The sequence below is a fragment of the Pantoea rwandensis genome (assembly GCF_002095475.1).
Lineage (GTDB): Bacteria > Pseudomonadota > Gammaproteobacteria > Enterobacterales > Enterobacteriaceae > Pantoea > Pantoea rwandensis.
On record NZ_MLFR01000001.1, the window covers coordinates 317,043 to 340,324 of the forward strand.

Sequence of the window (23,282 nt, forward strand, 5' to 3'; positions counted from 1 at the left end):
TTCAAATCTTCAACGATGCCAGCCAGTTCGTCACTGTTTCAGTCGTTTTTCTTTCCTGATCGCATTCCATTACCAGTGGTTGTTCCAACTGACTGTGCGGCGCCAGGCGCGCGAGGACATCAGTACAGTCGCCGGTTCCATATCCACCATGAGTAATAAACGGAATAATTTTTTTATTTTCCAAATTGTGAGAAGCAAGAAACGATTGCACCACTGGCGGCATACTGGCCCCCCAAACCGGATGTCCTAAATAGACCGTCTGGTAACGCTCCATATCAGCAACCATGTGTTTAAGTGCTGGCTTTACTCCCTGATCACGCTGCTGTTTAGCCTGTTCAACCGTTGCAAAGTAATCCTCTGGATAAGCATTTTCAGGTTCAATTTCGAATATAGTAGCGTTAAGGGTGCGATGAATGACACCCGCGAGTACCCGCGTATTACCGCTTCTGGAAAAATATACGACCAGAACTCCATTGTGACTTTGGATATTTTTGGGGCTTGCTACTGCCGTATTAATCGAAAGTTTTGTCAACGTTAATCCAGCGAATGCGGCTAGCAGCATTCTGCGAGTAGCATCATGTTCTTCAGACATAAATTGACCTTATTGAGAATGAACAGGAATTAATTCATGCTGGCAAGCGCTCTCTTCAGTGCATTTTCTGCTCGCATGGCTGCGTCTGATGCACCATTAGTCTGCAACACATTAACAACTTGTTGTAGCTGCCCGGCACTCAAGCCGACCCGCAAGCTGGCGCGCATATGAGAAAGCAATTGTGCTTCAACTCCTGACGTGGCGGCCAAGGCCCCTACCGTCGCCAGTTCGCGACTCTGCCAGTCAAGGTTGTCGCGGGCAAAAATATCACCGAATAAATGAGTCTGTAAAAACTGATTTATTACCGGTGCAAAATCAAATAACGGCCCCTGAACGGGTGCCCCTGATATCTTAGTTTGATTTGCTAAACCTAAACGTCGCAGTTCTTCACCCACGGGTATCGCAGCTACAGGCTCTTTTCCTTCAACATCATGAATACCTTTTAGACGGCGATTGTCGACAACCTTTTTCAGTTCACTCAAAGCATTCAGACTGCGCGGAAATCCGGTGTAAGCATAAAGCTGGACCAAAATCTCTTTTGACTCACTTACCGTCAACCCGGCATCCAGCCCTTTATTAAGAGCATTGTTGAGCTGCTCCATGTTGCTTGTTGCCATAAATACGGCAATGAGCGGAATCGCCGCCTGCCGGGGCGAGAGTGTAGCTGAGCCGTCAACTGCCTTCGGTGGCGTGACTTCTGTCGAAGCCTGTAAAGCATTAATGCCCCCCAGAACAAGCAAGGCTGCCAAAATGATCGTCTTAATGTGCGTGATATTGCGCATCAGTCACTTTCTCCATCCATTCAACAGTTTTTCCGTTAACGTTTCCGGTAACAGCCAGATGAGTCATTGCACTATTCGCTGCAGCACCATGCCAGTGTCTCACTCCAGCAGGACAAATAACGACATCCCCTGGCCTGATGATGCGAATAGGCTGTCCTTCCTGTTGAGTCAAACCGACTCCCGATGTCACAACCAGACGTTGCCCTGCAGGATGGATATGCCAGGCTGATCGTGCTCCTGGTTCAAATGTCACATAGGCCGCTGAAACGTTTATGTCCTTATCTGCTGTAAATAAGGGATCAACACGAACACGTCCGGTAAAATTTTCAGCCGGCCCGGCGATGGCCTTTTGGCTACCGGCCCGGAGAATATTGGTGTTGACACTATTCTCAGCCGAGAGAGAGGGATATGAGATGAAAGGAACTAACAGCAGGAATACACCGTGTTTTCTGATCATGTTAACGCGTCCTTTTCGCGAGAAGCAGTCGCTTCAAAGCGAAGATTTTAACCAACGCATCATGTCTTCAAACTGACGGCTCCCTGACAATTCTGTCAGCTGTAGCGGAATCACCAACATGCACTGATGCTTTAGAAGCGCGTTGAGTGCTCTGAGGCATAGCAAAAGTGAGACCGAAAGTATTTGTACCTGACTCACTATGGGCAAAAACGCTGCCTCCGTGCATGATTGCAACTGCGCGGACGATTGAGAGTCCCAGCCCATGGTGTGTGTCACTCTTAGCACGTGATGAATCAACTCGATAAAAGCGTTCGAAAAGACGTTTTAAATGAGCAGGTTCAATCTCTTGACCGGGATTTGAAACTGCTACGCAGGCATGACTGCCAGTTGCACTGAGCCTGACGGAAATAACACTATGCGGCAACGAGTGCCTTGCACTGTTCTCAAGTAAATTAGCCAGAGAGCGATGAAACAGGCGACGATCAATATGCGCAATGACATTGCCTTCGACTTTTAAACTCAGGTGTTTTTCAGCAAAAGAGGGTTCAACATATTCAGCGGTTTTAAAGGTTTCCTCCCGGAGTGAAACCTCAGAGAGTTGTGAGGCATGTTCTCCGGCATGGGCATGCGAAAGGAACAGCATATCGTTGACGATGGAAGTCATTCGCTCAAGCTCTTCAAGATTTGAACCGAGTAAGTCCTCAAGTTCTTCCTGTGACCTTCTTCTCGAAAGCCCCAACTGCGTCTGACCGATTAAATTAGTCAGCGGGGTGCGCAGTTCATGAGCCACATCCGCATTGAAGCTTTCAAGCTGCCGCCAGGCAACTTCCTGCCTTTCCAACACACCATTGAAGGAGTTTGCCAGTTGCTGCAATTCGTCAGGCATAGCATTGGTATCAAGTCGTTGGCCATGATCACCAGGGGCCAATTGGTGTGCCTGGTGACTCAACCGCCCTACCGGTCTGAGGCCAACTTTTGCAACCAAATAGCCGATAAACGCGACGATTAAAACACCCAGCAAGGTGATGATTATCAACGTCCGGGTGAATGCATTGAGTGTTCCCATGTAAGGTGTTGAATCAATAGCAACAACATAACGAAGTGCTGGCCTTTCACCGCTTGCAGGGATGGTTTTCACTAATAAAAACAGCGAGCAGGCATCTTCAGTAGCACCAGGTACTTTGTTGATACCCTCTTTGAGAGAGGACCAGTTAACACCGACCGGCGGCACACCACCGATATTGAAACGTGCATCATCGCTAAGGATCCAATACCTTACTCGCTCTCCTTCTGAGTTAGCCAGATCGGTAAATTTGTGCGCAAGAGTCGACCATCCCTCAGCTGACGTTCGGGCAGTTATCCATGGATTCATCAATGACTGGCGAAAGAGAAGTTCATTATGCATTTGCTTTTGCAATGAATCGTGCAATGAACTGCGCAGCACAACACCGACTGTGGCAACAATGAGTACTGCACTCAACGCAAAAAGCAGCGCCAGATGCCCGGATAGGGAACGTTTAAACATGGGTTAACTCTCCTGCTCACGCTGAGGCAAACGCATTTCCAATACATATCCCATACCACGAACGGTATGAAGTAATTTTTCATCGAATGGAGCATCAATTTTGGCTCGCAGACGTTTTATCGCCACCTCTACCACGTTAGCATCGCTGTCAAAATTCATGTCCCAAACCTGCTCTGCGATCATCATCTTTGACAGTATTTCTCCCTTATGTCGCGCCAGCAGGCTAAGCAGGGAAAATTCTTTTGCCGTCAGTTCGAGCCGCGTACCTGCGCGAAAGACACGTCGGGCTAACAGGTCTATTTGAAGATCGTGAATATGTATTTGAGTGATATCAACACCATCATTTGTGCGCCGGCGCACCAAAGCCTGTATACGCGCGACGAGTTCAATAAGTGAAAAGGGTTTAGGTAGATAATCATCGGCTCCCAAACGAAGCCCTTTGACGCGCTCATCTACCGACCCCCTTGCTGAGAGCATCAGCACTGGCGTTTGCTTCACTGCACGCAGATTTTCAAGTACACGGTAACCGTCCATTCCAGGCAACATCACATCAAGAATGATTGCGTCGTAGTCATATTCCAGGGCGAAATGCAGCCCTTCAGCCCCATCAGCAGAAACATCAACAGTAAAGCCCGACTCACTCAATGCGCGGCTGAGATAAGATGAAGTTTTCAGCTCATCTTCGACTAATAACAAGCGCATAGCCTATCTTCCTTATTCTGAATATCACATTTACCACATCACTGAGTAAGTAAGGGAATCACTTATGATCTCACCGGTGCTTCTACATCAGAAAATACCTGAACAGCATCTGGCAATCTTTGACCAATGATGGTGATTAGCTGCAGATCACTGTTCAATTGTGTCAGTTCCGCGGTTGTCAGGTGAAGATCTGCAGCGGCTGTGTTCTGACGCATATGCTCTAAATTAGTTGTGCCAGGAATAGGGACGATCCATGGCTTTCTGGCTAAAAGCCATGCCAGCGCAATTTGACCCGGTGCCACATTTTTTTTCTGTGCCCACTCTTTCAATAATGTTACTAACTTCAGGTTATGAGGCAAATTCTCGGGTGAAAATCGTGATTCAATTGCACGGATATCACCTGCTGCAAACCGGGTATTTTTATCAATCCAACCCGTAAGAAACTGCACGCCCAGGGGGCTCCAGGGAACGAATCCAATACCCAGTTCTTCACAGATGGGCAATATTTTCTCTTCAGGCCCACGCCATAGCAATGAATACTCGCTTTGCACCGCAGCGACAGGAAGCTCCTTATGAGCCCTTCTTAATGTATTGCTACCCATTTCAGACAGCCCCCAGTGTAGGACCTTTCCTTCCTGGATAAGGTCTTTAATTGCACCTGCCACATCTTCTATGGGTACTTGAGGGTCAACTCTATGTTGGTAGAGCAAGTCAATACGATCGGTACGCAGGCGCTTCAGCATTCCTTCTACCACCAACTTTATGTGCTCAGGTCGACTATTTAGACCGGGCAGTCGCGTCCCTGTTTGTTGGTCGATATTCCAACCAAATTTAGTAGCGATAACGATTTTATCGCGAAATGGCGCAACGCCCTCCCCTAAAATTCTTTCAACTTCAAAAGGACCGTAGGCTTCCGCTGCGTCAAAGAAAGTGACACCATCCTCAAACGCCTGCCGTATCACATTAAGCATCTCGGGACGCCAAGGCACACTCGTATCGTATTTTCGACTCATATTTTGTACGCCAAGCCCGACCGCCGAAACTTCAAGTGAGCCTAGCTTTCTTTTTTGAGCCCTGATTTTATGTCCAGACGAGCCTGGCCCACCTGGACTCACCGACTTAACAGTCGCAGCAACATGGGGAACAATGGATGCTGCGGCAATGCCCGCTCCAGCGATCATCAACTTGCGGCGGTCTGGCATTTTTAAGGCATTGCTGAGAATTTCAGGCGCTGACTTTTTACGCATAACATCACCTTCTGATTGAGAAACCGTTTAAGTGTCACCAGCGACAAACAGTTAATTCTATCCTCAAGAATCCAACAGCAGCCTGACAGATTCCTGTCAAAATTGTCAGGAATGGGGGGGTGGCATCCAACCCATTATTTCTGGCTGACAATATTGTTATTTTGTCGTCACCTACATGTCAGCCACGCTTATATACAGTGGGTCAGAACAGTTCATTCTTTAAACCCACTTAATTAGGTGAATCTCATGAAATTCAGTGTACTAAATGCAATGTTGATTACTGCAATGGCGGGATTTTCTACTGTTACTTCTGCCGCCGATTATCGCCAGAATTCCTTTACTCTAGTTTATGATGGTGCGATTAAAGAAAACATCGCAGGAAAAGTAAATATTCATCCGGTGAAGTACGATCTTCATGGCCTACAAATCACCGCTAACGTATATACGCCCGCAAATTATGATCCAGCTAAAAAATATCCAGCAATCGTCGTTGCACATCCCAACGGGGGCGTAAAAGAACAGGTTGCAGGGCTTTATGCCCAGCGTCTTGCTGAGCATGGGTATATCACCATCACCGCGGATGCTGCTTATCAGGGAGCAAGCGGTGGTATGCCACGCAGTGTTGATATTCCATCAAATCGTATTGAAGACATTCACGGTATGGCGGATTATATCAGTCAATATCCTGGCGTAGACACTAGTCGTATTGGTCTCCTGGGAATATGTGGTGGCGGTGGATACTCAATAAAAGCTGCCCAGACCGATAAGCGCTTTAAAGCACTGGCCACATTGAGTATGTTTAACTCCGGGCGCGTTCGTCGTAACGGTTATGAGGACTCCCAGATTTCAACTATTCAACAGCGCTTGCAGGTTGCCACAGATGCCCGTGCCAAGGAGGTTGCCACCGGTAAAATCGAATATTCCGGCGATGCTGACCTTTCTGATGAGCAGATCGCTAAATTACCCTATGACCTTTACCGACAAGGCTATGAGTATTATTGGAAAACACATGCACATCCGAACTCAACGTTTAAGTACACTACCAGCAGTTTACTTGACCTGATGAGATGGGATGCCGAATCCAATATGGATCTCATCAATCAGCCTCTACTCATGATGGCAGGTACGAAAGCTGACTCCCTTTATATGACACAGAGTGCATTCGCTAAAGCCACTGGAACCAATAACAAAGAGCTATATCTGATCAATGGAGCCACACATATAGAAACCTATTGGGTTCCTCAGTATGTTGATCAAGCGATGAGTAAGCTCGATATCTTCTTTGATAAAAATATCTAAGAGATAGGTAGGTAACACGAGAAGTCAGTGCAGCGTTTATAAGACCTCTCGTCCAGGATAACAGGCAGCCCATTTAAGACTGCCTTTTCCTTGTGCCGCTCTGGTTCGATTGTCGTTAAAGTTCTCCTCAACACCATTTTTAGCAGCATTGATGAAATGCTTGCATAAAGCCTATCAGGATAGGGTGTCTAATAAATTGCAATTTGTAATGATACTATTATTTGGCGATCAGAGATCCTACTGACCATTCCAATATCTAACGAGGTTATTATGAAAAAATTCGCTGCTTCAATTATCGTTTTATCAGGTTTTTTTGCCATCAACTCTGCTTTTGCAGTTGACGTCATTCATGACACAACAGGAAAACAAAAAATGGGTGTTGTCTCTGCATCAGGTGCTTACTCTCTGGATTCACTAACAGATAAATTATCTGCAGAGGCCAAAGCTGAAGGTGCCACATCTATTAAGATTGTTGCAGCTGGCGGTGAAAATAAAATGTATGGCGTGGCTGAAATATACAAATAGAGACTCACCAAGACGAAATATAAATTTACAAGTTTTCAGCAAAATTATTCTAACATGGATTTCGCTTGAACACGCTCCAACACCTCCTTGTATTTTATTTCGTCTTTCTTCAACTTGCTCTATACCTGATCTAAAGGTGCGGGAATGGATAGACATGAAATTATCATTCATGAACTGATAGACTGGATAGATGACAACATTAGAAGTCCAATTAAGATAGAAGACGTGGCCCTACGCTCTGGTTACTCAAAATGGCATTTACAAAGAATGTTTCAACGGATTATGAAAGTCAGCTTGGGTAATTATATTAGAGATAAAAAACTCGAACTTGCCGCTATCGATTTAATCGCCAGCACAGAAGCTGTCATCGACATTTCTTATAAATATGGCTATGACTCTCAGCAATCTTTTAGTCGTTCATTTTCCAGAAAATACAAAATGCCACCTGCAAGATTTCGCAGGCTAAATCACTGTTATTAAAATCGAAATTTCTAATACAAAATTTGGGGGGAAACAATGCCAGTTTATACGGCACCTAAGCCGCTAGCTACCAGATTGATCCATCCCAATTTAGAGCCAGTTATAACAATGCCAAAGCGGCACTCTTCAAAGCTAAGGCAAACGCAAAAATGGCACAGGTCACTCTCGCTCGCTATCACACCTTAGCCAGAACAAACTTTATCATCCGTCAGGAACTTGACCAGGCCGAAGCCATATCAGCACAAAATCACGCAGCGGTTGATGCAGCGAGCGCTGCACTTGAATTAGCTCGTATTGACCTTAACTGGAGCACCATAAGTTCGCCTATCAGCGGACGAATTGGTCGTTCTTCAGTGACAGAGGGGGCATTAGTCCAGAATGGCCAAAATGACTCACTGGCAACAGTGCAACAACTCGACCCGATGTATGTCGATATCACCCAATCGAGCCAGGATTTCATGCGATTAGAGCAAGAAAACCGCAGATTAAATGCCGCACTGAGTTCAATTTAATATAAGTCTTTTAGATATCATCTCGCCAGACACGAAATCTGAGATGGATTTGGCTCTCCATTTATTTTCCATTTCCATTTCTTGTGGCTTGGTCAGTAAAACCTTGCTAATTAAATCATGTGACTCACTAATATCGTAATCAGACATTAGATTTGCAATGGTCATTTCCCCAGTTAGAACCGGCGTATCGTTACGACCTATGTTTATAATGGACGTTTCCACCCCAAAAACCGACATCTCGTCTGAGACGGAATTGATAAAGTGCTCAAGCGCGTAACTCGTTGCAGAAAAAACAGAGGCTCCAGGTTGGGATTTCTCACCTTGTGAGGATGAAATATAAACAATTCTTCCACGACGATTTGACCTAAAAAGAGATATTAAACCCCTCACCAAAAGAATTGGGAAGGTTAATCCGGATTCTATTGCCTTAGAGATTTCAGAAGTGCTTGTCTCTTCAACTGAACCTAGTAATGCGCTGGTTTCGCATAAAATTAAACCATCCACAATGAAGGTAACATTCAAAAGATCCGTCATAAACTTACGCATAAAATGATTCGTATAAGATTCCAACTCTTCAGCAATAAATCTATCCTTAAATCGAGATGTTAAATCTGTTACTTTATTGTAATCGAGCACCAGTGCAAACACACGATGCCCACTTTCAAGTAATTCTAAAGCGATCGCCCTACCTAATCCAGTATCGACACCCATTACTACCCAATTCTTGACAGCCATTGAATTTCCACTAGAAAAAGGAATTAACCTGTTAATATTAATTTATATCACTGAATAAATAACACAATTACACAGGGTTGTTTCTTATCATAGTGTGCTCAATATAAAATCCCGTCAAAAAAGACACTAATTTACCTAAGTGTGCCCTATTTTTTTCACCAAGATTTACACAAATAGCAATGAATGATAAATAGCTATACTGCGGAAACAGTTATCCCGCAAATTCAAAAAAACAGACAGTGGTAAACCTGAGGACTAATATGATTACTCATAAGAAAAAGCTATCGCTTGTGGTGGCAGGGCTTATTTTTGCCGGTACTACTCATGCAGCAGAAGTTTATAATAAAGACGGGAATAAGCTTGACCTATATGGCATGGTTGTAGGTGAAAACTACATCAGTAACGATCAAAGCCAAAATGGTGACCAATCATACATGCGCTTTGGCCTTAAAGGTGAAACGCAGATTTCTGACAGCCTAACAGGTTATGGTCAGTGGCAAAGCCAGTGGAATTTAAACACTGCTGAAAATGAATCGGGTGGAATGTTCACGCGTATTGGATATGCAGGTCTGAAATTTGGTCATTACGGCACCTTTGATTACGGCAGAAATTCAGGGGTTATGTATGACGCATTAAGCTATACCGATATGCAGCCTGAATTTGACGGATTGACCTATAACTCCGATCAGTTCCTGTTCCATCGCGGGAATGGTATGGCTACATATCGCAATACTGATTTCTTTGGCTTAGTTGATGGCCTTGATTTTGCTCTCCAGTATCAGGGCAAAAATGACGGAGGCGGCGAGCCTGGTGTTCGTGACGTCTTGCGTCAGAATGGCGATAGTTATGGTATGTCAGCAAGTTACGATCTTGGAGCAGGTTTCAGTTTAGCTGGTGCCATGATGAGCGCCGATCGCACCAACGAGCAAAACAGCCTTACCAGTGGAATTATGGGCCACGGTAGCAAAGCTGAAGCATATACAGCTGCTGTGAAATACGATGCAAATAATCTCTACTTAGCTTTGATGTATACTAAGGCTTATAACGCTTCACGATTTGGTTCCAGCTCCAGTGACGGAGCTTATGGTTATGCAAACCAATCTGACCTGTTTGAAGCTTATGCAGGCTACACATTTGACTTTGGCCTTGTTCCATTCATTGGTTACAACCAAACCCGTGCAACTGATTTAGGTACCGCTGCAGACGGAAGAACCTACGGCAGTCAAGACTTGGTTAAATTTGTTGATATCGGCACCAACTATAATTTCAACAAGAATATGTATGCTTATGTTGATTACAAAATTAACCTGATCGATAGCAGTGAATTCACAGAGTCTGCGGGAATTAGCACAGACGATATTGTTGCTCTTGGGATCGTTTACCAATTCTAAAACCATGGGCGAGTTTACTCGCCCATTTCTTTATCTTACTCAACTTAAGACTTATGTCTGAATGCTTCAATCATAAGAGAGAAGGCAACTGTATGTTGACGACGACTTGGATAATATAGATAGTATCCTGGAAACGTCTGGCACCAATCATCCAAAACAGAAATTAATTTTCCTTTATTCAGCGCATCCTGAACCATATCCTCAGGCACACACGCCAGACCAAAACCAGCCAGTGCAGCCTCAAGCCTTTCGTTTAAATGGTTAAATGTCAGTTGACCTTCAACTCTGACGCGAATTTCTTTATCATCCTTTTCGAATTCCCATACATACACACCACCATTCGTAGGCAGCCGCATATTTATACATTTATGGTTTTGCAAATCATGTGGCTCTAAAGGAGCTGGGTGCGCGTTGAAGTATTCAGGACTACCAATGACTACCATACGAAAGTCAGGCCCGATTCTTACAGCAACCATGTCTTTATCCAGCCGCTCTCCCAATCTTACGCCAGCATCGAATCGTTCGTTGACGATATCTGTTAACGCATTATCAACAACCACTTCTACATTAATGTCGGGGTAATTATTTAGGAAACCCAGAAGTTTTGGCCAGATAACCGACTTCACCGCATGCTCCCCGGCAGATAGACGAACATTCCCGGTGGCAGAACCGCTGAGTTGAGTAAGTAACGCCATTTCATGCTCAATGTCGGCAATGCGAGGAGTTAGGCAATTTATTATTTTTTCTCCTAACTCAGTGGGTGCAACACTTCTGGTAGTTCTCGTTAGCAGACGAAGATTAAGTCGATCCTCAAGGGATTTCATCGCATGGCTAAGTGCTGACTGAGATATTCCAAGCCTGGCTGCTGCTTTAGTAAAGCTTCGCTCTTGTGCTACAACCATAAATGACATCAATTCATTAAAGTTCTCTTTCAGCATAATCCTCTCCCTCTGTTCTCGTCACATCATAACGATCAATCAGGTCAGATTACATCACCGAGACTTAATGAAGCACAGTTAGTATAAAAAAGGTGATAAATTCATGAGAATAACTCATAAGGGAATGCAGGCGACTGACTGCAAGACAAAATTCATACCAATATCAGATACCCATAACCTATACCAATTGATGCTCATCAAGGTTTCTGGTGAATTTCATTCTTAGCACGAACGATGTCGGCCATAATTGACAATCCTATTTCAGCTGGAGTCTTACTTCCGATACTTAACCCTACAGGTGCATGTATTCTGGAAATCTCTTCTTCATCCAGCCCCCCGATATCAATAAGTCGTTTAAGACGCACCGTGCTTGTTCTTTTAGACCCCATCACTCCCAGATAAAAGGCTTCTGTGTTGACTGCCTCCATCATGGTTAAATCATCAAATTTTGCATCATGAGTTAATGCAACAATAGCAGTATTACTGTGTGCGCCGTGTAACTCGATATACCTGGCTGGGAAAAGCGGTTCAATCTTAATCTCCGCTCTAATCTGCTGCTGAAATTCGACAATCTTTTCTTTCCTGCTTTCACAAATTATCACTTCGAAACCCAAAGTTGCCGCAAATTCTGCACAATATGCAGCTACAGTAGACAAACCAGCAATGATTATTTTGGGTGCGTTTGCAATGTTGATCGTTACACTCTTATCGGTGTAACTGACTTGCGTATTACTTATCCATTTATGGTCTACAATTGAAGCACAGGCCTCAGGTAATTGGATGTGTTTTACAAGCGAGGTGAAACCTAGTAATGCTGAATGTATCTTATCTAGATGAGCTGAACTTTCTTCAGTGACAGATAATCTTTCAACCAGTATGTCTATAATTCCACCACAAGGCAGTTTTTTATCTGGCGTAAGTCCCCCCTCACCGTAACGCACAATCTGACTGAATTCCTTCAACTCTCCACTTTGAATTCTCGTTATAAAATCTTCTTCAATACACCCACCTGAAAGAGACCCAGCAACATGCCCAGAAAGGCTAATCACCATCATGGTTCCAGGAGGGCGCGGTGAAGACCCAAATGTACTTAGTACAGTGCAAAGCCAAATAGGTTCAACTCGTACCCATCTTTTAGCGGACACGATTAATTGCACATCAAGATGTTGCATCAGAAACTCTCGCAATAACGACAAGAATGATCAAAAAAAATGAAAACCTACAGTCATCAATCAGTTATATCAGCTTTGTGCAGTGTTAATTAATAATGTAAAACGTAGGCAAATATAAAAAAACTGTCTAAACAGTAAAATAGTCAATTTAGAATAAAACATTTATTATCACGCAGTTCAATACATCATTAATACAGTCTGTTCATAGGGCTTATCAGATATGCGGCATAATCATCTTTGAAGTCTGTGATAAGTTGAGCAGTGCATGTATTAAGTCCGTAAAACAAGATCATTAACATGCCACAAGTGATATTGATAACCATTATCACCCTAATCTACTTTGTTCAAACTTATTATCTGACTCGCTTTTTCTAATTGATTTTTAAAGTCGGACAAATAAAAACCATTCCTGGGTACCTGGAGCAAAATTAATGAGTAATGCGGACATTCACCATTCCCGAAGACGTTTCATCATTGGCGCAACTGCTTTAGTTGTCGGCACCTGGCTTCCTGTTAAATCATCTAGAGCTGCGCAGAACCTGGCTAATGGTGCAACGCCTTCACTTGCCGGGGGAAATAGTAGGCTGCATGCAAATGCATTCGTACAGATTGATACTGATGGTACGGTGACGGTCTTAAGCAAGCACACGGAAGTTGGTCAGGGTATTTATACTGCCATGGCAACATTAGTTGCTGAAGAACTTGATGCTGACTGGTCCAAAGTTCATGTTGAAGCAGCACCTGCCGACACTGCCGTCTATAAAAATCTTAAAATGGGGATTCAGGGTACCGGTGGATCGAGTTCAGTGGCGAATGCATATATGCAAATGCGCCAGATGGGCGCAGTTGCGCGCTACTTGCTTATCACTGCCGCAGCAAAACAGTGGCATGTACCCTCAGGGGAGCTAGTTGTCAAAGAGGGAATCATCTCGCACGAACTGAGTGGCCGCTCGGGCGGCTTTGGTGAATTCGTTTTAACCGCAGCAACTTTACCTTCTCCCGACATCTCAAAACTGGTGTTAAAAAAAACTGAAGATTTCAGATTAATTGGCAAAGTCAATGGTCCTCATCGGGTCGACTCTGTTCAAAAAACCACTGGAAAAGCCTATTTCCCTCAAGATATTCATGAGCAGGGAATGCTTACGGTAACGCTGATAAAATCTCCGCTGTTCGGCGGAAAACTCAAATCATTCTCGGCCGATGAGGCATTACGTATGCCTGGCGTAAAAGACGTCCGGGCGACCGATAGTGGAGTGGCCATTTACGCAAAAGACAGTTGGACAGCTATTGAAGCCAGAAAAAAGGTCAAAGCCGAGTGGGATAATTCCTCTGCCGAAACGCGCAGCAGTGAAGAGATTTTTGCAGAGATGCGAAAAGCGGCGGAAAATCCAGGGGTTATTGCCGCCAGGAATGGCAACCCGCTTGAAGCTGTGGCGCAAGGTAATTCAGATAAAATCATCGAAGCTGAATATCTCTTTCCCTATCTGGCACATGCCCCAATGGAACCACTCACTGGTTATCTCCTTTGGGATGGAGATAGTGTATATGCGAAATATGGTTGCCAGATTCAGACCATAGATCAGATCCAACTCAGCAAGATTTTCAACATCCCAGTGGAAAAGGTAACAATTGAAACCGTGCTTGCCGGCGGTAGTTTTGGTCGCCGAATAGATCTGGGTAACGAGTTTCTTGGCCCCGACCTTGCTGCAGATATGGCCGCAGTGGCAAAAGCTATCGGACCAGGCCAAGGCATCAAGCTGATTTCCACTCGCGAAGACGACATTCGCGGCGGATGGTATCGGCCAATGATACTTCACAAGTTTCGCGCAGCGATTCGTGACAACAAGATCATTGCCTGGATGAACACCATTTCCGGCCACTCATTCGCCGCAAACAGCGTTTTTGCGGCAATGATTAAAGATGGTGTGGACCGCACCATGGTCGAAGGAAGTAAAGAGCCCCCCTACTCTTTTGAACACTTCCAGTGCGATGCCCACATTATTCCGGGCAAAGTCCCGACCTCTTCCCTCCGTTCAGTAGGCAGTACTCATTCAGGGCATGCCGTTGAGAGTTTCATTGATCAATTGCTGGAAATGACAGGCCAAGATCCTGTAACTGGCCGACTTGCACTGATGGAAAAAGCGCCAAGAGAGGCGGCAGTGCTCAAGGCTGTTGCTGCGGCAGCAAACTGGAAAGGCTCTGATGCAGGCAACGGAAGAATGAGAGGTGTTGGCGTAGCCAAAGCGTTTGGTACCAGCGTCGCCCAGATCGCGGAGGTTTCAATCGGAGAAGCGGGTATTCCCAAAGTTCACAAAATCTGGTGCGCCGTAGATTGTGGTGTCGCGGTTAATCCGGATGTCATTAAAGCACAGATTGAAGGCGGCATTGGTTACGGCCTGGGAATTGCGCTCTACGCTAACGTTTCCCTGAATAAAGGATTCGTCGAACAATCAAACTTCAATAATTATCGCCCTCTTCGCATCAATGAAATGCCAGAGGTCGAGGTCATTATTGTCCCTTCTTCTGAAGCGCCAAGTGGTGTTGGTGAATTAGGCGTCCCCACTATCGCTCCGGCCGTAGGTAATGCTCTTGCCAAACTCGGACGATCGCGTTCAACACTCAGCCTTCCGTTTCATCGCCTTGGAACACCTGACAAAGCGTAACTGCGAGCTAACAATATGATTAACCTAAATATCAATGATAAATCAGTTCAATTTGACGGCGATGAAAACATGCCGTTGCTTTGGTATCTACGCGATGATCTGCGTTTAACAGGCACGAAGTTTGGCTGCGGAATCGCTATGTGTGGCGCCTGTACAGTCCATTTGGATGGAAAACCCGTGCGTTCATGCCAGACGCCCATGATTCAGACGCAAGGCAAAAATGTCACCACTGTTGAAGCTGTCAATGCCATTCAGGTCGGAGCCCAAATTCAACGAGCATGGCAGGATTTAGATGTCGTTCAATGCGGCTACTGTCAGTCCGGTCAAATAATGTCAGCGACTGCTCTCTTAATGGAAAAAATTGCCCCATCTGATGCTGATATTGACGCGGCAATGGGAGGAAATGTCTGCCGTTGTGCAACCTATGTGCGCATCCGGGCGGCCATTCATCTGGCTGCTGACCGGCTTCAAACCGAGGCAGGGAAAAAATGATAAAATTTAAGCACATTCTCTGGGTTGTAAGTTTATTCGTGGTACTCGCACTGGCATGGATCGGCTATAAGCTCATTCAGCCAGTAGGATCTGAACCGACTGCCGGTATCTCCGGAGCCCCTGCAGACATAAGCGATCCCGTTAAACGTGGCGAATACCTGACTCGAGCTGCTGATTGTGTTGCCTGTCATACCGCTACAGGCGGAGCACCTTTTGCGGGAGGTTTTCCGATCCAACTTCCATTTGGCACCATTTATGGTTCCAATATAACTGCAGACAAGGAAACCGGAATTGGAAACTGGACTGACGAACAGTTTATCAATGCAGTGCGCAAAGGTATCAGTCCTAATGGCAACCTTTACCCGGCGATGCCTTATACCTCTTATACCGGTATGAGCCGAGACGATGTCCTGGCTGTTAAAGCCTACTTAATGACCCTGCCTCCGGTTAATAAGCCGACCCCGGAGAATGTATTGCCGTTCCCGTTTAATCAGCGCTGGGGGATGAAGTTCTGGAATCTTGCCTTCTTTACTGATCAAAGGTTTAGTTCTGATCCCAGCAAGGATGCCGAATGGAACCGCGGAGCATACCTCGCCACTGCACTTGGGCATTGTGGAGAATGCCATACGCCAAGGAATATCGGCTTTGCTGTTATTCAGAGTAAAGCGCTTAGTGGGGAAAATATCCAAGGCTGGTTTGCTGGAAATATAACCCCGGATGCAGAAACAGGCATCGGAAGTTGGACGGAAAAACAGCTGTCGCAATTCTTGGCTGAGGGGCATGCTGCGGGACGTAGCACGGCATCAGGCCCAATGGCCGAAGCCGTTGAAAACAGTCTGCAATATCTGACCCCAGCTGATAATGCTGCATTGGTGAAATATTTGCGCAACATTGAGCCGATCAAACAACCGTCACAGTCAGTTGTGAACACCAGCCCCAAAGATGCAATAAACTCCAGCGCTATTTTACCTGCTGAAGGACCGATTCAACCGGGGCAGCAGTTATTTGCGAATGATTGTAGTGGCTGCCACCAATGGAACGGGATAGGTCGTCAATCTGATTATGCCAATCTTGCTGGCAGTTCAGCCGTAAACGATCCGCAGGGACGTAGTGTTGTTCAGGCTATCCTAAAAGGTACCAAACTCAAGATTGGTTCAAGAGAATATTTTATGCCAGATTTTGGTAATAAATATTCCGATCAGGAAGTGGCCGATGTCGCGAATTATATAATTAAGCACTTCGGCGATAAGACAGGTCAGGTGACAACGGAACAAGTGGCATCACAAAGAAAACAGTAATTTAAGAAGCCACTTAATGTGGCTTCATTCTTTTTGATGGCTAAGCGGTCTCCATATCCAACATTGTTAACCAAGATATCAATGACGCCGAACTTATCCAGTGCTTTGCGCACCACTTAAGAAACCTGTAGGTAATGAGTGACATCTAATGAACAAGCCAGAGCGGGTTCAGGTTATTGTTCCTCCAAGGGCTGTAGCAGAGTGTTTACAATTAAGTACACCGGTGAGATTCGCGTTAATCTGCGTCGCCTAATCTTCAGATTTCGAGTTTTTAAATTCACCATAAATTCCTATCCCTGCATTATTGAAGAGCAAGTCCAGGCCGCAAAATGCTTCTTAAAGAAACCATTTCATAACAATTAAAAGTCTTTAAAACACCTTTTAAAGCCATAATTATTCATCTAGAGGCTATTAAGCACCCCTTATAAAAGCACCGCTCGACAATTTCAATGAATGGCTTTATTATAACCCCTTAAAGCGATTTTGGTTGTTCAGGAGCCCTTATTATGTCTCTTAAATTGTTTTCCGATCTGCGATGATGGAAGAGCTAGGGCAGCGCCTCAAATCACATCGGCTAAGACGCAATATGCTGCAAAAGGAGCTGGCGGACAAAGCCGGGATATCGGTATCGGCACTCAAGAAGCTCGAGAATGACGGCAAGGTAACGCTGGAAAACTTTGTGAAAGTCGTTTTTGCACTACGTCTTGAGAGAGAAATGATGAATTTGTTCGTACAACCTGCACTGAGTATCTCTCAGGTTGAAGCGCTCAAAGCACCGGCGAGACAACGCGCTGCTAAACGGAAAAAATCTTCATCCGCGTTAAACACGAAGCGCGAGGAGTAGAATTAATGAACTTGAATTATCGCCCTCTGCAACGGCTGGATGTTATCTATCAGGGCTGGGGAGAACAATGGACTATGGGGGTGTTGGCTGCGGGTAGACAACGCGGTGAGTGGTTATTTGAATATTCAGAACAGAGCATTCAACGCGGCCTTGAATTCTCTCCATTATTGCACCCTCCCGTTAATACCACATACGCAGATTTTGAACGTCATCAAGAAAGCATTCCTGGTTTTATTGCAGATTCACTGCCCGATGGCTGGGGGCGACTACTGATGGACCGTTTACTGCGTCGCAATGATATCGAACCGGCAACACTTTCCCCGCTGGACCGTCTGGCAATGTTGGGCAATAACATGATGGGAGCCCTGACTTATCGTCCAGTCGTTGACATGCCAGGCCATGATGATCACCCTCAAAGTATTGATGACCTGATTTTACTCGCCCGCGAAATACAAGTCGAAGTGGCCGGGCTGGACTCCGAAGTGTTGCCCGAGTTGGTACGTTTGGGGGGATCGCCACACGGTGCGCGTCCGAAAGCATTGCTTGAATTTAATCCCGCGACCAACAGGATAAGTTCAGCACCTGCTTCGGGTAGTGATCCATGGTTGATTAAATTTCCAGCAGCTCAAGAGTCAGCTTGGGTCTGTGAGCTAGAGCAAGTGTACGCGCTTATGGCACGAAAATCGGGTATCGAATTTCCTGAAAGCCGTTGGTTTTCACTGGGTAATGGCCTGTCCGCTTTTGGCGTTAAACGATTCGACCGTTTCGACGGAATGCGCGTGCCTATTCTGAGTATGTCGGGGGTGTTACAGGCTGACTTTCGTCTGCCCTGCCTCGATTATAGCGACATCTTACGTGCGACCGCGATGGTGACACGCTCCGCAAAAGAGCGGGAAGTTCAGGCTCGTCGCATGGTATTCAATGTGATCATGAACAATCAGGATGACCATGCCAAAAACTTCGCATTCATCCTCAATGAAAATGAAGAATGGCAGGTTTCTCCTGCATATGACCTGACCTTCCAAAACGGTCCGGGCGGCCAGCATCAATCATCCGTTGCAGGTTACGGCAGCCGCATTACGCGAAAAGCGCTAATGAAAGCCGCGAAATCGGCAGATATCAGTGAGAAAAGCCTAAACCTGATTATTGAAGAAGTCAGCGAAGTCGCTAATTCATTTGCAGCTACAGCAAACACGTTAGGTGATTCAATTCCTAAAGCAATAATAAAAGATGTTAACTCACACATTCAGGCCAACCTAAAATCGCTATGATGTTTATTTATAGGCATGACTTAATGACTCAAAAAATAGTCAACAACAAAACTTACTCACTCCCTATCGTTTAACAGATCCGGGGATTGACTGGCAACTCTCGGGTTAGGCATTAATCATAAGTCAGCTTCCATATTCAAATCTTCTGATCACATCTTCCATAGGGCACTTATCTGATCCGAAATAATTCAATAACCATAAGAAACCATAACCCTGACAAACCACAATGGTTGAAGAAAATGCGTCAGCAGAACAGCAACACATGAACCACCTCTGAAATACATAGCCACGCCTAATGACGATGTCAGTCTAAACAACCATAAAACCCAATAAAATCAACATAAGCATCTAAAGCTTAGAGGTTATCTATGATCGTGAAACTTAAATGATTATAATTATCATTGTGATTCATGATGCGTTGCCGTGTAAAATTGTATTAATAGTTCAGTTTGAATTTTATTCATAATATTTAGGTCATAAAAACATCTAAAAACAATATTTTTATCATCCTGTTGCTTTCCAAATAATTTATCCTTTAACAAGGGAACCAAGATGTCCGCTCTTTCAACGTTAAGCAATAATCAATTCCATCGTTTGAAAAAATATAGTCAGCCAGTTTTTTCACTTTCATTACTGGCTTTAGTCATCGCCTCCTCTCTTCATTCACAAGCGGCAAATGCAGAAGCCAGCACAGATAAAAATCAAACTTTACTGGTGACTGCTGCTCAAAATAATAGCGATGACAATGCAAATACGGACTACAGTGTTCCGGTCACGCGTGCGGCAACGAAAATGGCTCTCACCGTGCGCGACACGCCACAATCCGTAAGCGTCATTACTAAGCAGCGCATGGAAGATCAGAAACTTCAAACGCTCAACGACGCGCTGAAGAATACAACTGGTATCTCAGAATATAATTCAGGGTCAAACAGGAGTAATTTCTACTCACGCGGCTTCATGATTGATAATTATCAGATAGACGGTGTGCCAACCCTGATCGATTCCCAATGGAATGTGGGTGATACGCTATCAGATACTGCGGTGTACGATCGCATTGAAGTCGTCAGAGGCGCCACCGGCCTGATGACGGGCGCTGGCAGCCCCGCGGCTTCGATCAACATGATCCATAAACACGCCGACAGTAAAGAATTTCAGGGCAATGTTTCAGCCAGTTACGGTAGTTGGGACACCCAGCGTTATGTAGGTGATATTTCCGCGCCATTGACTGAGTCAGGTAATGTACGCGGCCGTGTTATTGCGGGTTATCAAGACGGTGATAGTTGGCTCGACCACTACCACACGCGCAAAAAGTTTATTTATGGCGTTGTCGATGCTGATTTGAGCGACAATACCACTGCGTCGATAGGTTACGATTATCAGGAAACGAACATCTCAGGCGCAACCTGGGGTGGCTTGCCCACCTTCTATCTTGATGGCAGTAAAACCAATTACAGCCGCAGCACCAATCTCGCGCCAGATTGGGCCTACAACAACAGCGACTCCAAAAAAGTCTTTGCAAACCTGAAACATACATTCGATAACGGATGGCTGGTTAATCTGAGTGGCTCTCATACTGAAGCCACAATGGACAGCAAGTTGCTTTATATTGATGGGTATTTCGACAAGTCCACCGGAATCGGCATCGGCCCATATGCAGGCTATGACCTCTTAGGCGGCACCGGATATAACAGCGCGAAACGCAAAGCAGACTCGCTTGATGCCTATGCCACCGGTCCCTATGAACTCTTTAGCCGTCAACATGAGTTGATGTTGGGTGTCACTTACCTGCGTCAAAATGACCGTTACTTTAGTGCATCCACCAGCTTCACCTCAGCAGATGTAGGTGATTTTAATGATTGGGGCAACTACCCAGAACCCGATTGGGATGACCAGAGCTTATCTCAAGATAATACCATCCATCAGAAATCAGCTTATCTTGCGACACGTATGTCTTTGGCAGAGAAATTAAATCTGATATTGGGTGCGCGCTACACCCAATATACTGCCGACACCTTGACGCAGAATATGGAGAAAAATAATGTCACGCCTTATGCAGGGCTGGTTTACGACATTAATGACACCTACTCCGCCTATGCCAGTTATACCTCGATCTTTAAACCGCAGACCTATCGCAATGCCAGCGGTGCCTATCTGTCCCCTGTCACGGGTAAAAGTTACGAAACAGGGATCAAGGGCGACTGGAACAATAGCCGTGTAACAGCATCGTTGGCGGTATTCAGAATCGAGCAAGACCACCTGGGTGCCACTGACTATGCTCTGGTGTCAGGCAGCACCGATTACGCTTACTATGAGCAAAATGGCACAGTAAGTAAGGGTATAGAGTTTGAGATTAACGGTGCGGTAACGGATAACTTGCAGATGACGTTCGGCGCCACCCGATATGTCGCCCACGATGGCGAAGGTGAAGCACTGAACCCGACTCAGCCGACAACCTCTCTGAAACTGTTTACCAGTTATCGCTTGCCGATGCTTCAGGACCTGACGGTCGGAGGGGGCGTCAACTGGCAGAATCATACGTGGGATAACGTAGCAGGACCTGACGGCGCAAGTACTCTCTATGCGAATCAGGGCAGCTATGCTCTGGTTGATTTGTTTAGCCGTTACCAGGTTAGCAAGCAGATGTCAGTGCAGGTTAATGTTAATAACCTCTTTGACAAGACTTACAATGTTGATGTCGGCAGAAACACCGTTTACGGCGAGCCGAGAAACATTTCAGTATCAGCGAACTACCGTTTCTAATTTCAGGAAACGATTCGCTTAGCAGTGAAACCTGCACGCCAGACTTCAAACTGGGGTGCAGGTTAATAGCTTACCCTACCCTGACCAGTTCATGGCAAAGCGCGCCAATCTGCCCCACCGCATTCAATAAGTGAGGCGTGGGTTCGTTCGCACAGTTTAACCGTAGATAATTCTGGAGTTCTGCCGCTGGCGAAAACAGCGGGCCAGGGCTGACGCCAATACCTAACGCTAGCGCACGACGATGCACTTCCAGTGCATTAATCGGTTGTGGCAACTCGACCCACAACAAGAATCCGGCGGCTGGCATCGCCACACGTGAACCTGGCGGAAAACTCGCCTCGACCCTTGCAATCACCGCTTTCACCCCTTCAGCAATCCGTGACTTCAGTCGTCGTAGATGGCGATCGTAATCGCCGCTGGAAAGAACCTCACTCATCGCCGCTTCCAGCAGTGGCGCGCCGGCCCACTCTCCGGCCATACGAGCCTGCAACACCTGCGCGTGGTAGCGTCCGGCCGCAATCCATCCGATCCGCCAGCCCGGAGCAAGCGTTTTGGACAACGAACTACAGTAAATAACATTTCCGCTCCGGTCGAACGCCTTGCAAGCGGGAGGTCGTTGCCCCTCACCAGCCAGATCACCATAGACGTCATCCTCGATTAACGGGATCCCCGCACGTGCGAGTAAAGCAACAAGTTCCTGCTTGCGCGCCACCGGCATGCTGGCACCAAGCGGGTTTTGAACAGTCGGTGAGGCTAAGACAGCAGCAGGACGGTGGTGTTGGATGGCCTCAGCCAGCGGTTCCAGCATCAAACCCTCAAGAGGATCGGTGGGGATCTGCAAAGCCTTCAGACCTAAATCTTCCAGCAGTAAAAGTGTACCGAAATAGGCGGGTTGTTCAATGGCAACGGCATCGCCTGGCTGGCATACGGCCCGGAGCGCAAGACGCAGTGCCTGTGTCGCACCTGCGGTGATGACCAGCTCATCTGCTGCAAAACGGGCCCCCCATTGTGCAGCACGCGAGGCAATCTTATTCCGCAAGTCTGCCCGCCCAGGCGGCAGGCTGTAGCTCTGCCCGCGCGCATCAAGTCGACGCCCCGTTGCCAGCAACGCACGCTGCAGTGCCTCCGTGGGCAGCCATTCGGGATCGGGCAGCGCAGCTCCTAAGGGCACGAGACGGGTTTCGGCACTGCTGAACAGAGAACGGGCGACGGCTGACATCGCCACAGGCACCGGGCCAGACAATTGGCGATCCACCTGCATGCTTGGGACGGCATCTGCCTGACGGACAAAATAGCCCGAGCGAGGTCGGGCAAAAATGAGCCCTTCGGCCTCAAGGCAGCGAAGCGCTTCCAGCGCCGTTGGCAAGCTGACTTGCTCTCGCTCGGCAAGTTTGCGTGCAGAGATCATCCGGTCACCGGCTCGCAACGCGCCTGATGCGAGGGTCATTCGCAACATATCAGCGATCCGACGGTAATGGGGAGATGGCAGGGTCGAGAGGGACATGTCGTTCTGTACAGTCTGATTTTCAATAAATCTGACTATACAGACGATGCCAAGCGCCATCTATAGTGCCAGGCACGATCACACCAAGGAGGC

20 protein-coding genes and 1 pseudogene are annotated in these 23,282 nt (G+C 46.3%); 11 read left to right on the forward strand and 10 right to left on the reverse strand.

All coding sequences use genetic code 11. From position 1 onward, the window contains the following. Nucleotide 1: 1 nt before the first annotated feature. The 6 genes from HA51_RS01500 to HA51_RS01525 form a co-directional block, all read right to left on the reverse strand. On the reverse strand, nucleotides 2–592 hold the full coding sequence (locus HA51_RS01500) for a flavodoxin (protein ID WP_084931469.1): 591 nt from the start codon (nucleotides 590–592) through the stop codon (nucleotides 2–4). Between the two features lie 29 nt (nucleotides 593–621). Beyond that, on the reverse strand, nucleotides 622–1,374 hold the full coding sequence (locus HA51_RS01505) for a carboxymuconolactone decarboxylase family protein (protein ID WP_084931471.1): 753 nt from the start codon (nucleotides 1,372–1,374) through the stop codon (nucleotides 622–624). Next, nucleotides 1,352–1,831 carry a (R)-mandelonitrile lyase gene (locus HA51_RS01510; RefSeq protein WP_084931473.1) on the reverse strand — a complete coding sequence of 160 codons (480 nt, stop codon included), beginning with the start codon at nucleotides 1,829–1,831 and terminating at the stop codon, nucleotides 1,352–1,354. Before HA51_RS01510 ends, HA51_RS01505 begins: the two co-directional genes overlap by 23 nt. Before the next feature lie 67 nt (nucleotides 1,832–1,898). Next, a complete protein-coding gene (locus HA51_RS01515) occupies nucleotides 1,899–3,356 on the reverse strand; it encodes a heavy metal sensor histidine kinase (protein ID WP_084931475.1) in 1,458 nt (485 codons plus the stop codon). 3 nt (nucleotides 3,357–3,359) lie between these two features. Beyond that, on the reverse strand, nucleotides 3,360–4,058 hold the full coding sequence (locus HA51_RS01520; RefSeq protein ID WP_084931477.1) for a heavy metal response regulator transcription factor: 699 nt from the start codon (nucleotides 4,056–4,058) through the stop codon (nucleotides 3,360–3,362). A 62-nt stretch (nucleotides 4,059–4,120) separates the two neighbouring features. Beyond that, a complete protein-coding gene (locus HA51_RS01525) occupies nucleotides 4,121–5,305 on the reverse strand; it encodes an aldo/keto reductase (RefSeq protein ID WP_211282881.1) in 1,185 nt (394 codons plus the stop codon). A gap of 246 nt (nucleotides 5,306–5,551) precedes the next feature. On the opposite strand from HA51_RS01525, the gene HA51_RS01530 reads away from it, so the two are divergent. The 4 genes and pseudogenes from HA51_RS01530 to HA51_RS01545 all read left to right on the forward strand — a co-directional run. Then, a complete protein-coding gene (locus HA51_RS01530; RefSeq protein ID WP_084931479.1) occupies nucleotides 5,552–6,604 on the forward strand; it encodes an alpha/beta hydrolase in 1,053 nt (350 codons plus the stop codon). A gap of 270 nt (nucleotides 6,605–6,874) precedes the next feature. Continuing rightward, nucleotides 6,875–7,129 (forward strand): YdgH/BhsA/McbA-like domain containing protein, encoded by a 255-nt coding sequence (locus tag HA51_RS01535; RefSeq protein WP_084931481.1) that lies wholly within the window; start codon nucleotides 6,875–6,877, stop codon nucleotides 7,127–7,129. Nucleotides 7,130–7,273: 144 nt separating this feature from the next. Further along, entirely contained in the window at nucleotides 7,274–7,609 is a 336-nt protein-coding gene (locus tag HA51_RS01540) for a helix-turn-helix domain-containing protein (protein WP_084931483.1), read from the forward strand. Between the two features lie 68 nt (nucleotides 7,610–7,677). Further along, nucleotides 7,678–8,085: pseudogene (locus tag HA51_RS01545) on the forward strand (efflux RND transporter periplasmic adaptor subunit); the annotation flags it as partial. Nucleotides 8,086–8,112: 27 nt separating this feature from the next. Here the strand turns inward: HA51_RS01545 and HA51_RS01550 are convergent. After that, entirely contained in the window at nucleotides 8,113–8,856 is a 744-nt protein-coding gene (locus tag HA51_RS01550) for an SDR family NAD(P)-dependent oxidoreductase (RefSeq protein WP_084931487.1), read from the reverse strand. A gap of 260 nt (nucleotides 8,857–9,116) precedes the next feature. Between HA51_RS01550 and ompC the strand changes: the two genes are divergently transcribed. After that, nucleotides 9,117–10,247: a porin OmpC gene (gene ompC / locus HA51_RS01555; RefSeq protein ID WP_084931489.1), complete on the forward strand. Its 1,131-nt coding sequence runs from the start codon at nucleotides 9,117–9,119 to the stop codon at nucleotides 10,245–10,247. A gap of 44 nt (nucleotides 10,248–10,291) precedes the next feature. Here ompC and HA51_RS01560 read toward each other — a convergent pair whose 3' ends face one another. Further along, nucleotides 10,292–11,185: a LysR family transcriptional regulator gene (locus HA51_RS01560; protein WP_084931491.1), complete on the reverse strand. Its 894-nt coding sequence runs from the start codon at nucleotides 11,183–11,185 to the stop codon at nucleotides 10,292–10,294. Nucleotides 11,186–11,382: 197 nt separating this feature from the next. Beyond that, nucleotides 11,383–12,357, reverse strand: coding sequence for an XdhC family protein (locus HA51_RS01565; RefSeq protein ID WP_084931492.1), 975 nt, complete (start codon nucleotides 12,355–12,357; stop codon nucleotides 11,383–11,385). Between the two features lie 431 nt (nucleotides 12,358–12,788). On the opposite strand from HA51_RS01565, the gene HA51_RS01570 reads away from it, so the two are divergent. The 6 genes from HA51_RS01570 to fhuE all read left to right on the forward strand — a co-directional run bounded on the left by HA51_RS01570 (nucleotide 12,789) and on the right by fhuE (nucleotide 21,685). Next, the gene (locus HA51_RS01570; protein WP_084931494.1) at nucleotides 12,789–15,020 is read left to right on the forward strand and encodes a xanthine dehydrogenase family protein molybdopterin-binding subunit; all 2,232 of its coding nucleotides are present in this window, start codon (nucleotides 12,789–12,791) and stop codon (nucleotides 15,018–15,020) included. Nucleotides 15,021–15,035: 15 nt separating this feature from the next. Next, nucleotides 15,036–15,512: a (2Fe-2S)-binding protein gene (locus HA51_RS01575; RefSeq protein ID WP_084931496.1), complete on the forward strand. Its 477-nt coding sequence runs from the start codon at nucleotides 15,036–15,038 to the stop codon at nucleotides 15,510–15,512. Then, nucleotides 15,509–16,810 carry a cytochrome c gene (locus HA51_RS01580; RefSeq protein ID WP_084931498.1) on the forward strand — a complete coding sequence of 434 codons (1,302 nt, stop codon included), beginning with the start codon at nucleotides 15,509–15,511 and terminating at the stop codon, nucleotides 16,808–16,810. Before HA51_RS01575 ends, HA51_RS01580 begins: the two co-directional genes overlap by 4 nt. Nucleotides 16,811–17,345: 535 nt before the next feature. Then, on the forward strand, nucleotides 17,346–17,654 hold the full coding sequence (locus tag HA51_RS01585; RefSeq protein WP_084931500.1) for a helix-turn-helix domain-containing protein: 309 nt from the start codon (nucleotides 17,346–17,348) through the stop codon (nucleotides 17,652–17,654). A gap of 5 nt (nucleotides 17,655–17,659) precedes the next feature. Further along, a complete protein-coding gene (locus tag HA51_RS01590; protein WP_084931502.1) occupies nucleotides 17,660–18,925 on the forward strand; it encodes a type II toxin-antitoxin system HipA family toxin in 1,266 nt (421 codons plus the stop codon). A gap of 552 nt (nucleotides 18,926–19,477) precedes the next feature. Next, entirely contained in the window at nucleotides 19,478–21,685 is a 2,208-nt protein-coding gene (gene fhuE, locus HA51_RS01595) for a ferric-rhodotorulic acid/ferric-coprogen receptor FhuE (RefSeq protein WP_084931503.1), read from the forward strand. Between the two features lie 70 nt (nucleotides 21,686–21,755). Here the strand turns inward: fhuE and HA51_RS01600 are convergent, their stop codons facing one another. After that, complete coding sequence (locus HA51_RS01600; RefSeq protein WP_084931504.1) at nucleotides 21,756–23,249, reverse strand: aminotransferase-like domain-containing protein; 1,494 nt, start codon at nucleotides 23,247–23,249, stop codon at nucleotides 21,756–21,758. Between the last annotated feature and the right edge of the window lie 33 nt (nucleotides 23,250–23,282).